This is a genomic window from Kocuria rhizosphaericola, from assembly GCF_044462205.1.
GTDB classification, from domain to species: domain Bacteria; phylum Actinomycetota; class Actinomycetes; order Actinomycetales; family Micrococcaceae; genus Kocuria; species Kocuria rhizosphaericola.
In genome coordinates, this window is the sequence record NZ_JBISWK010000039.1 from 1 (window position 1) to 11613 (window position 11613).

The following is an 11613-nucleotide window of genomic DNA, read 5'->3' on the forward strand; positions in this document are numbered from 1 at the left end:
ACCCCACGGAGGCGGAACGGCGACAACCAATCAACCGAATAAAACATCCGGTATCAACAAACATGGCACACTATTGAGTTCTCAAACAACAGACCGATCAGCGTGTCTCGCTTGACACCTTGCTGCCGGAGTGCTCTGCAACCTTAGCCCTTCCGGCCGACCCCGGTCAATCTCGGGTGAACTCTTGGTTACCCGATCGTGACGGCGCCGCCTTCCGGCGAAGCTCACAATCTCCCACCCTAACACTCTTCCGGTCCCGGGCAACTCGCTGGTTGCTCGGTGCGGACGGTCCGGAGCGGGATGCCGTCCCGTGGATCTCCCGGAGGAGTTCCTCGCCGTGACGACTTGGAAGAAGTTACTCCGTTTCCGCGGCCCGTGCAAACCGGGTCCCGCGACCTCCCCGCCGCGGCCCGTCGACGGGTTGCCCGCCCGTGCCCCGCGGACGGCGGAAGGGCCCGGATCCGAGGATCCGGGCCCTTCCGGTGGCTCCGGTCCGCACCTCTCGGCACGGCCGGGGCCGGCTCAGCGCTCGACCGGCTTCAGGTACAGGACCGCCAGCGGCGGAACGGTGAGCTCGACCGAGGCGGGGTTGCCGTTGTGCGCGCCCTCGGTGGCGGTGACCTTGCCGAGGTTGCCCACGCCGGACCCGCCGAAGTGCTCGGAGTCCGTGTTGAGGGCCTCGACCCACTCACCGGCCCACGGCAGGCCCAGGCGGAAGTTCTCGTGCGGGTTGCCGGCGAAGTTCGCCACGCACACGAGCGGGTTGCCCTGCTCGTCCCAGCGGGTGAAGGAGAGGGTGTTGCGCCCGGCGTCGGCCGCGTCGATCCACTCGAACCCGGCGGGGTTGTTGTCCCGCTCGTACAGCGCGGGGGTCTCGCGGTAGATCCCGTTGAGGGTGCGCACCAGCTCCTGCACCCCCTTGTGCGGCGGGGTCTCGGAGAGCCACCAGTCCAGGCCGTGCTCCTGGGACCACTCGGACTCCTGGGCGTACTCCGTGCCCATGAAGATCAGCTGCTTGCCGGGGTGGGCCCACATGAAGGCCAGGTAGGCGCGGACGTTGGCGAGCTGCTGCCACCGGTCGCCCGGCATCTTGCGCAGCAGGGAGCCCTTGCCGTAGACGACCTCGTCGTGGGAGATCGGGAGCAGGAAGTTCTCCGAGAAGGCGTAGACCAGCGAGAACGTGAGCTTGTTGTGGTGGTAGTACCGGTTGACCGGGTCCTCCGCCATGTACTCGAGGGTGTCGTTCATCCACCCCATGTTCCACTTGAGCCCGAAGCCCAGCCCGTCCGCGTCGGTCGGCCGGGTCACGCCCGGGTAGGACGTCGACTCCTCGGCGATCATGACGACCCCCGGGGTGCGCTTGTACGCGGTGGCGTTGGCCTCCTTGAGGAACGCGATGGCCTCGAGGTTCTCGCGGCCGCCGAAGACGTTGGGCGCCCACTCCCCGTCGTTGCGCGAGTAGTCGAGGTACAGCATGGACGCGACCGCGTCCACGCGCAGGCCGTCCACGTGGAACTCCTCGAGCCAGTAGGAGGCGTTGGCCACCAGGAAGTTCCGGACCTCGTTGCGGCCGTAGTCGGGGATGAGGGTCCCCCACTCCTTGTGCTCGCCCCGGCGGGGGTCGGCGTGCTCGTACAGGGGCTCCCCGTCGAACCGGGCCAGTGCCCACTCGTCCTTCGGGAAGTGGCCCGGGACCCAGTCCACGATCACGCCGATGCCGGCCTGGTGCAGCTGGTCCACGAGGTAGCGGAACTCGTCCGGGCTGCCGAAGCGGGAGGACGGTGCGTAGTAGGACGTCACCTGGTAGCCCCACGAGCCGCCGAACGGGTGCTCGGCCACGGGCATGAACTCCACGTGGGTGAAGCCCTGCCAGGTGAGGTACTCGACGAGCTCCTTCGCGAGGTCCTTGTACCCGAGACCCTTGCGCCACGAGCCGATGTGCAGCTCGTAGACGCTCATGGGCGCGTTGTGCGGCTCGGTCGCCGCTCGGCGCGCCATCCAGGCGTCGTCCTGGAACTCGTAGTCGGACTCGAAGACGCGGGAGGCGGTGGACGGCGGCACCTCGGTGCCGAAGGCCATGGGGTCCGCCTTCTCGCGCCAGCCGCCGTCCCGGCCGAGGATGCGGAACTTGTAGGTGGCGCCGGAGCCCAGGCCCGGGATGAAGATCTCCCAGACGCCCGAGGACCCGAGGGAGCGCATCGCGTGCTCGCTGCCGTCCCAGCCGTTGAAGTCGCCGATGACCCGCACCGCCTGGGCGTTGGGCGCCCACACGGCGAAGGCCACGCCGGTGATGTCGCCCATCGCCGAGGGATAGTGGCGCACGTGGGCGCCGAGGACGGTCCACAGCGTCTCGTGGCGGCCCTCCCCGATGAGGTGGAGGTCCAGCTCACCGAGGGTCGGCCCGAAGCGGTACGGGTCGTCCATCCGCTGCGGCTCCAGGTCCCGGTAGGTCACGTCCACGCGGTAGTCGGGGATCCGCCCCGGTTCGTGCGCGGGGACCACGCCCGTGAAGATGCCGCCCCACTCGTGCTCGAGCTCGAAGGTGCCGTCCTGCGTCACGACGGCCGCGGCGGTCGCGAACCGGCGCAGCGTGCGCACGGTGACGCTGCCGTCCGGGTTCAGGTGGGCGCCCAGGACGCCGTGCGGGTCGTGGTGCCGGCCCTCGGAGACCGCGGCCAGCACGTGCTCGGCCACGGGCACCGGTCCCGCAGGGGCCACGTCGTGGCCGGCCGGGACGGCTCGGGATGTCTGGACGGGGTCGGATCGGTCCTGCGGAGTGCTGGCGCTCACTGCGTCCTCGATTTCCGTTCCCGGTTCCGCCGAAGTGTACCGCGCGGAGCGGGAGCTGTCGTCGTCGTGGTCGGTGCCGGACGCGGGGTCCGCCCCGGCTGTATCAGGGTTCACGCTACGCGACCGGAGGCCCTCCAGTGAACGGCGCACCGCCGCGGCCGGAACCTCCACCCAGTCGGGTCGATTGCGCTGCTCGTAGACGACCTCGTACAGGGCCTTGTCCAGCCACAGCGCCAGGAACAGGGGGGATCCGCGGTCCACCGCGTGCCCGGCGCCCTGCTCGTAGCCCGCCAGGAAGGCGTCGCCGGCGCGCCGGCCCCACTCCTCGGCGTCCGCCGCGCCGGCACGGGCGCCGAAGGCGGCGGCGTAGTCGAAGGACCGGAGCATGCCGACCACGTCGCGCAGGGCGACGTCCGGCCGGGTGCGCTCCTCGATCGCGCGCAGGGGCTCGCCCTCGAAGTCCAGGACCTTGAACTGCCCGTCCTCGGTCTGGAGGACCTGGCCCAGGTGGTAGTCGCCGTGGATGCGCTGCAGCGGGGGCAGCTCCGGCACGTCGTCGAGGGACGTGATCAGCTGGTCGAGGGCCGCCGCGTGATCCGAGAAGAGGGAGCCGGTCTCGGTGCGGGCCCAGCGCAGGCGCCCTCCGAGGTCGTTCAGGAGACGGGCGCGGGCGACGTCGTCCGGTGCGTCCGCACCGAAGGCGCGGCCCAGGTCGCGGTGCACCCGCGCGGTGGTGCGGCCCAGCTCCCGGGCCTCCTCGGAGAAGTCCGCGCCCTGCTCCGCCGCCTCGACGGCCCGCGCCCACGCGTCGGCGGAACCGGCGAGGAACTCGGTGGCCACGGCCAGCTGTCCCTGCACCGTGGTCAGCCCGGCGCGCCAGCGGGCGTCGAGCCACCCGAAGGTGCTCGGCACCGCGGGGCAGCCCAGCGAGGTGAGCTCACGGCCCACCTCGACGTCCGGGTTGTCGCCCTCCCCCACCACGCGGAAGAACTTCACGATCACGGCGTCGGCGTCCGCCCGGCCCGCGGGCGGGGTGAGGATCACCGAGGAGTTCGACTGCTCGCTCGAGATCACGCGCACCTGCTCGGGCGCCTCGACGGCGTACAGCACGTTCAGCGCGTCGCCGTGCGCACCGGTCACGGTGAGTCCCAGGGGACCGGAGCTGACCGACTCCGCCCGCTGCATGAGCTGGAGGACCGGGCCGACGAACGCCGGGTCCCCGACCCCGTCGTAGACCCAGGGACCGGCCACCGCGTCCTCCGCCCCGGGCAGGGGCAGACCCGTGCGGTGGGCCACGGCCCGGCCGGCACGGGCGGCCCGCTCCCGGAGGAAGCGCGCGGCCCGGCGGGGCGTGGGGCCCTCCTCCGGCGCCTCGTCCGCCCCGGAGTCCTCGGCCGCGGCCGGTGCCAGCTCCCCGACCAGGAAGCGCTCGGCGCCCTCGAGGGGTGCGGCGCGGAAGGTCAACGGCACCTGGAGAAGCTCGGTGCGAGCCGCCTCGGAGGCCTCGAGCAGCAGGATCCGGGCCCCGGCGCCGTCCTGCTCGGGCAGGGCGAGCTGGGCGACGACCCGCAGTTCCACGCCCGTGCCGCCGTCCGCGAAGGGGAACCACCGCTGCCGCGGCAGCCACCGGCGCAGGAGGTCGAGGAGCTCGTCGGGGTGCTGGTCGGTCATGGGATCGGGTCCTTCCGGGACGGGCGTGGAGGTGTCCGGACGCGCGGACGCGCTCAGGACTTGGTCGCGGTGATGATCGGCATGGCCGTGGTCTGCGGGGCCGAGCCGTCGTCGCGGGCGGCCGCCCGCAGACGCAGCCAGAAGAAGTCCTGGCTGCCGAGGGTGATGCGGTACTCCCCGGCCTCGTCCACCTCGCCGAACAGGTCGCCGCCGAAGAGTTCGCGCAGCCCGCGGCCCGCGAACTGGGGCAGCCGGATCCGCGCGAAGGCGGGGGTGTGGGCGAGGTTGAACAGGCACAGCACGGTCTCGCCGCGGCCGTCGTCGGTCTCGTCGTCGGGGAGCACGCGCAGGAACGCGAGCACGGAGTCGTGGTCCGTCTCCACGTTGACGTAGGAGCCGAGGCCGAAGGCCGGGTGTGCCTTGCGCACCGCGAGCATCTGGCGCATCCAGTGCAGCAGGGACGACGACGACGCCAGCTGCGCCTCCACGTTGACCTGGTTGTAGTGGTAGACCAGCGACTGCACGACCGGCAGGAACAGCTTGCCCGGGTCCGCCTTGGAGAACCCGGCGTTGCGGTCCGGGGTCCACTGCATCGGGGTGCGGGACGCGTCGCGGTCGTCGAGCCAGATGTTGTCGCCCATCCCGATCTCGTCCCCGTAGTACAGGAACGGGCTGCCCGGCAGGGACAGGAGCAGGGCGTGGATCAGCTCGATCTCGGCCCGCGAGTTGTCCAGCAGGGGCGCCAGCCGGCGGCGGATGCCCACGTTGGCGCGCATGCGGGAGTCGGGGGCGTACCAGCCCAGCATCGCCTGGCGCTCCTCGGTGGTCACCATCTCGAGGGTCAGCTCGTCGTGGTTGCGCAGGAACGTGCCCCACTGCGTGCCGCGCGGGATGTCCGGGGTCTCGTGCATGGTCTCCACGATCGGGGCGGCCTTCTGGTCGCGCAGCGCGTAGAAGATCCGCGGCATGATCGGGAAGTGGAAGCACATGTGGCACTCGGGGTCCTCCTCGCTGCCGAAGTACTCCACCACCTCGTGCGGCATCTGGTTCGCCTCGGCGACCACCACGCGCCCCGGGTACTGCTCGTCGATCATGCGCCGCAGGCCGACCAGGAAGTCGTGCGTGCCGGGGAGGTTCTCGCAGTTGGTCCCCTCCTCCTCGATCAGGTACGGGATCGCGTCGGCCCGGAAGCCGTCGATGCCCATGTCGAGCCAGAACTTCACCACGTCGTGGACGGCCTCCACCACGGCGGGGTTCTCGAAGTTGAGGTCCGGCTGGTGGGAGAAGAACCGGTGCCAGAAGAACTGGCGGCGGATCGGGTCGAACGTCCAGTTCGACTCCTCGGTGTCCACGAAGATGATCCGGGCGTCCTGGTACAGCTCGTCCGTGTCCGACCAGACGTAGAAGTCGCCGTAGGGGCCGTCGGGGTCCTCCCGGGAGGCCTGGAACCAGGGGTGCTGGTCGCTCGTGTGGTTGAGCGGGAGGTCGATGATCACCCGCAGGCCGCGGGCGTGCGCCTCGGCCACGAGGCGCTTGAAGTCGCTGATCGTGCCGAACTCGTCGAGCACCGAGTAGTAGTCCGAGATGTCGTAGCCGCCGTCGCGCAGCGGGGACTCGAAGAACGGCGGCAGCCAGAGGCAGTCGATGCCCAGCCACTGCAGGTAGTCGAGCTTGTCGATCAGTCCGGAGAAGTCGCCGGAGCCATCACCGTTGGCGTCGGAGAACGCCCGGACGAGCACCTCGTAGAACACCGCTTTGCGGAACCAGTCGGGGTCGTGGGAGATGCCGGGGGCGTTGAGCGAGAACGGCGAGATGCTCATGCGGGGGTGCCGCCTTTCGGACAGGTGGGTCGGAGGCCATCGGTGCTGGGAAGGGGGCCCTCCCGGGCAGTGCGCCCAGGAGGGCCCCGGCGGGGTGCGGTCGAGCCCCTACTTGACGTTGCGGCGGATGTGCAGGACGTGCGCGGGGTCGTAGTGCGGGTCCAGCCGCACGTAGTTGTGCGTCCCCCACTTCCAGGAGTGCCCGCTGAGCAGGTCGTCCACCCAGAAGCTGCCGTCCTCGTTGAAGTCCGCGTCGTCCAGGTCCAGGGACTCCAGGTCAAGCCACACGGTGCCCTCGCGGACCGCGTGCGGGTCCACGTTGACGACCACGACGACCGTGTCCTTGTAGCTCGAGCCCCCGTGCCGCACGGTCTTCGTCTTCGTGTACGCGACCAGGGCGTCGTCGGACGTGGACTGCACCGTGAGATTCTGCAGGTCGCCCAGCGAGGCGTGCCGGCGCCGGATCTCGTTGAGCCGCGTGAGGTACGGGGCCAGGGACTCGCCGCGCTCCTCCGCGCCGGCGAAGTCCCGGGGCCGGTACTCGTACTTCTCGTTGTCGACGTACTCCTCGGCACCCGCCCGGGCCACGTGCTCGTGCAGCTCGTAGCCGGCGTAGACGCCCCACAGGGGGGAGCCGGTGGCGGCCAGGACGGCGCGGATCTTGAAGGCCGCCGGACCGCCGAACTGCAGGTACTCGGTGAGGATGTCGGGGGTGTTGACGAAGAAGTTCGGCCGGTACACCGCGGAGGTCTCGTGGCTGATCTCCTCCAGGTACTCCTCGATCTCCTTCTTGGTGTTGCGCCAGGTGAAGTACGAGTAGGACTGCTGGAAGCCGACCCGCGCGAGGCCCTGCATCATGGCGGGGCGGGTGAACGCCTCGGCCAGGAACACGACCTCGGGGTGCTTGGCGTTGACGGTGCCGATCAGCCACTCCCAGAACCACAGGGGCTTGGTGTGCGGGTTGTCGACCCGGAAGATCTTGACCCCGTGGGAGATCCACAGCTCCACGATCCGCAGCACCTCGAGGGACAGGCCCTCGGGGTCGTTGTCGAAGTTGATCGGGTAGATGTCCTGGTACTTCTTCGGCGGGTTCTCCGCGTACGCGATGGAACCGTCGGCACGGGTCGTGAACCACTCCGGGTGCTCCGTGACCCACGGGTGGTCCGGGGAGGCCTGCAGGGCGAGGTCCAGGGCCACCTCGAGACCGAGGTCCCCGGCGCGGGCGACGAAGCCGTCGAAGTCCTCGAACGAGCCGAGGTCCGGGTGGATCGCGTCGTGCCCGCCCTCGGGGGCGCCGATCGCCCACGGGGACCCCGGGTCCTGCGGACCGGCCACCAGCGTGTTGTTGGGGCCCTTGCGGTGGGCGCGGCCGATCGGGTGGATCGGGGGCAGGTAGATGACGTCGAAGCCCATGGCCGCGACACGGTCGAGGCTCTCCGCGGCCGTCCGGAAGGTGCCGGAGGCCCAGGTGCCGGACTCGGCGTCGAAGAGGGCGCCCTCGGAGCGGGGGAAGAACTCGTACCAGGACCCACGGCCGGCGGCGGTCCGCTCGACCTTCAGCGGGTAGCGGCGGCTCTCGGTCACGAGGTCCCGGACCGGCCGCTCGGCGACCACGGCCAGGACCTCGGCCGAGGTGCCGGCCTCGAGCCGGTGCTCGGCGGGCAGCTCGCCGTTGCCGAGCGTGCGCGAGACCGAGCGGAACAGCTCGGCGTCGGAGTCCGGGCGGCCGGGCTCCGCGGCGGCGCGGTCGAAGAGCACGACGCCCTCGGCCATCATGAGGTCGACGTCCTGGCCCACACCCACCTTGATCTCGGCGGCGTGGCGCCACGTCTCGAACAGATCGCCCCAGCCTTCGACGGCGAAGGTCCAGGCGCCCTCGGCGGTCGGCGTCAGCCACGCCTCGTAGCGGTCCGTGCCGGGAGTGGTGAGGCGCATCGGCACGCGCTCGGCCTCCACGCCCTGCGGGTCGTACAGCACCGCGGTCACGCCCAGGGCGTCGTGGCCCTCGCGGAACACGGTGGCGCCGACCCGGATCGTCTCGCCCGGCACGGCCTTGGCCGGGAAGCGCCCGTCCTCGACCACGGGGCTCACGCCGACGACCGGGATCCGGCCGTAGACCAGCCCCTCGCGGGAGAACGCCGAGCCGGCGGCCTTCCGGCGCGGAGTCGTCGCCTTCCGCGGCGTGGTGGTCTTCTTGGCGGTGGCCGTCCTCGTGGTGCCGGCCTTGGCGGCCGGCACCTTCTCGGCTGCGGTCCTGGCGGTCGCGGTCCGCCGGGCACGGGGCTTGGGCTCCGCGGCGGGGACGACGGCGACGCCGGGCTCGTCGGGCACGGGCGCCGCGACCTCCGCGTCCGCGGCCTTCCGGGCGGTGGACGCTCTGCGCCGGGCCGGTGCCTTCTTGGCGGGCTGCTCGGCCGGGGCCGCGGCGGCACCGGTCTCGGCGCCGGCAACGGCGGGCGTCGTCGAGGGGTCGGGGGCGGGCGTGCCGGCCGGGCTCGGGGCCGGGTCGGACGGGGACGGCGTGTTGGCTTGGCTCACTTGGACCACGTTAGCGACAAACCCGGCGATCGTTAACCCCGCTGTCGAACCGTGGGACGGTGTCGCCGTCCTGGTGTCCCTGCACCGGCGTGGCGGCCCGGCACGCCGGGGGACGGATGGGCCGTGGCGCCTCCGTCCGGCGCCGCGGCACCGGTAGTCTGACCGCGTGAAGGCAATCCGTAGATTCACCGTGCGCACCGTGCTGCCGGAGTCCATCGCCCCTCTGAGCCGGCTCGCGAGGAACCTTCGCTGGTCCTGGCACCGGCCCACCGAACAGTTGTTCGCCGACCTGAACCCCCAGGCCTGGGACGCGGTGCACGGGGACCCGGTCAAGCTCCTCGGCTCCCTCACCCGCGAGGAGATCCAGCAGATCGCCCAGGACCCGGCCACCGTGCGCCGGATCGAGGAGCTGGACGCCGACCTCGAGCGCTACCTCACCGACGACCTGTGGTACCAGAGGACCCAGACGGGGGACGCCCCCCGGGCCATCGCCTACTTCTCCGCGGAGTACGGTGTCATCTCCGTGCTCCCCCAGTACTCGGGCGGGCTGGGGATCCTCGCCGGCGACCACCTGAAGAGCGCCTCGGACCTCGGCGTGCCGGTGGTGGGGGTCGGCCTGTTCTACCAGCACGGCTACTTCAAGCAGTCCCTGTCCCGGGACGCGTGGCAGCAGGAGTCCTACCCCGTGCTCGACCCGGACGGCATGCCGCTGACACTGCTGCGGGAGGAGGACGGGCGCCCCGTCCGGATCACCCTGCCCCTGCCCAACGGCCGCTCCCTGTCCGCCCACATCTGGCGGGCCGATGTGGGCCGCGTGCCGCTGCTGCTGCTCGACTCCGACATCCCGGACAACGACGACCACGCCCGCAACGTCACGGACCGCCTCTACGGCGGCGGCGGCGATCACCGGCTGCAGCAGGAGCTGCTCCTCGGGATGGGCGGGATCCGCGCGCTGCGGGCCTTCTCCCGGCTGACCGGCGCGCCCGCCCCGGAGGTCTACCACTGCAACGAGGGCCACGCCGGGTTCCTGGGCGTCGAGCGGATCGCGGAGCTCATGGACCCCGCGGACGGGACCGAGCCGATGACCTGGGACGAGGCCCTGACCGCGGTGCGCTCGGCCACCGTGTTCACGACCCACACCCCGGTGCCGGCGGGCATCGACCGGTTCGAGCAGGCGCAGATCGAGCACTTCCTCGACGCGGGTCTCGCCCCGTCCGTGCCCACGGCCGAGGTCCTGTCGCTGGGCGCCGAGGACTACGACGGCGGTGACCGGTCCAAGTTCAACATGGCGGTCATGGGCCTGCGCCTGGCCCAGCGCGCCAACGGGGTGGCCAAGCTGCACGGCGTGGTCTCCCGGGGGATGTTCCAGGGGCTGTGGCCGGGCTTCGACGTCGAGGAGGTGCCTATCGGCTCGATCACCAACGGTGTCCACGTGATGACGTGGATCGACCCGCGCATGGCGGAGCTGGCTCTGGACCCGATGGGCCCGGACCTGAACCGGGCCGCGCGGTGGCGCCGGGTCTACCACGCCGACGACGCCGAGCTGTGGGCCGTCCGCCGGGAGCTGCGCACCCGCCTGGTGGAGGACGTCCGGGCCCGGCTGCGGGCGTCGTGGAAGAAGCGCGGTCTCGCGGACGCCGAGCTGGGCTGGACCGACACGGTCCTCGACCCGGGCGTGCTCACGATCGGCTTCGCCCGCCGGGTGCCCACCTACAAGCGGCTCACGCTCATGCTGCGGGACCCGCAGCGGCTCAAGAAGATCCTGCTGGACCCGGAGCACCCGGTGCAGCTCGTGGTCGCCGGGAAGTCCCACCCCGCCGACGAGCAGGGCAAGCGCCTGATCCAGGATCTCGTGCGCTTCACGGACGACCCGGAGGTGCGCCACCGGATCGTGTTCCTCCCCAACTACGACATCGCGATGGCCCGGACCCTCTTCCCCGGCTGCGACGTGTGGCTGAACAACCCGCTGCGTCCGCTCGAGGCGTGCGGCACCTCCGGGATGAAGGCCGCCCTCAACGGCGGGCTGAACCTCTCGGTGCTCGACGGCTGGTGGGACGAGATGTACGACGGCCAGAACGGCTGGGCCATCCCGACCGCCGACGAGGGCGCGCACCCGGACGAGCGCGACGACATCGAGGCCGCCGCGCTCTACGAGCTCATCGAGAACCACGTGGCCCCGCGGTTCTACGGCGAGAGCGCGGAGGGTTCGGACCCGAACACCGACGGCGTACCGCACCAGTGGCTGGCCATGGTCAAGCACACCCTGGCGACCCTGGGCCCGCGGGTCTCCGCCAAGCGCATGATCGAGGACTACGTGCAGCGTCTCTACGTCCCGGCCGCCGTCTCCGGCCGCCGGGCCGCGCTCGACGGGCACGCGACCGCCCGGGCGAAGTCCCGGTGGGTGGGGCGCGTGCGCCAGGCGTGGGACCACGTGTCGGTCGAGCACGTCGACACCGAGGGAGTCGCCCAGGAGCCGCAGATCGGCGACGAGCTCACGGTGTGCGCCTACGTCTCGCTCGGCGCGCTGAGCCCGGCCGACGTGTGCGCGGAGGTCGGGTACGGCCGGGTCTCCGAGACGGACCACATCCACGAGCGCAAGTACGCGGACCTGAGCCCCGTCGGCGACCTGGGCGGCGGACGGCACAAGTTCTGCGGGACGATCACCGTGGACCGCTCGGGGCCGTTCGGCTACACCGTCCGGGTGCTGCCGGCCCACCCCGAGCTCGCGGACAAGGCGGAGCTGGGACTGGTGACCAACGCCTGAGCCGCCCGCGGCGCGGCACCGCGCCGCGCA

4 protein-coding genes are annotated in these 11613 nt (G+C 71.5%); 1 reads left to right on the forward strand and 3 read right to left on the reverse strand.

Annotated elements, in window-relative coordinates; translation table 11 throughout:
- Nucleotides 1-522: 522 nt before the first annotated feature.
- The 3 genes from glgB to ACH9D2_RS04365 all read right to left on the reverse strand — a co-directional run bounded on the left by glgB (nt 523) and on the right by ACH9D2_RS04365 (nt 8828).
- Nucleotides 523-4461, reverse strand: coding sequence for a 1,4-alpha-glucan branching protein GlgB (gene glgB / locus ACH9D2_RS04355; RefSeq protein ID WP_396361529.1), 3939 nt, complete (start codon nt 4459-4461; stop codon nt 523-525).
- A gap of 53 nt (nt 4462-4514) precedes the next feature.
- A complete protein-coding gene (gene treS, locus ACH9D2_RS04360; protein WP_396361530.1) occupies nt 4515-6281 on the reverse strand; it encodes a maltose alpha-D-glucosyltransferase in 1767 nt (588 codons plus the stop codon).
- A 108-nt stretch (nt 6282-6389) separates the two neighbouring features.
- A complete protein-coding gene (locus ACH9D2_RS04365) occupies nt 6390-8828 on the reverse strand; it encodes a maltotransferase domain-containing protein (RefSeq protein ID WP_396361531.1) in 2439 nt (812 codons plus the stop codon).
- Nucleotides 8829-8985: 157 nt separating this feature from the next.
- Between ACH9D2_RS04365 and glgP the strand changes: the two genes are divergently transcribed.
- The gene (gene glgP / locus ACH9D2_RS04370) at nt 8986-11583 is read left to right on the forward strand and encodes an alpha-glucan family phosphorylase (protein ID WP_396361532.1); all 2598 of its coding nucleotides are present in this window, start codon (nt 8986-8988) and stop codon (nt 11581-11583) included.
- The last annotated feature ends 30 nt before the right edge of the window (nt 11584-11613 follow it).

Bases quoted from the DNA above. Each gene is read 5' to 3' on its own strand.
- glgB (WP_396361529.1), bottom strand. From the start codon at position 4,461: ATGACCGACCAGCACCCCGACGAGCTCCTCGACCTCCTGCGCCGGTGG.
- treS (WP_396361530.1), bottom strand. From the start codon at position 6,281: ATGAGCATCTCGCCGTTCTCGCTCAACGCCCCCGGCATCTCCCACGAC.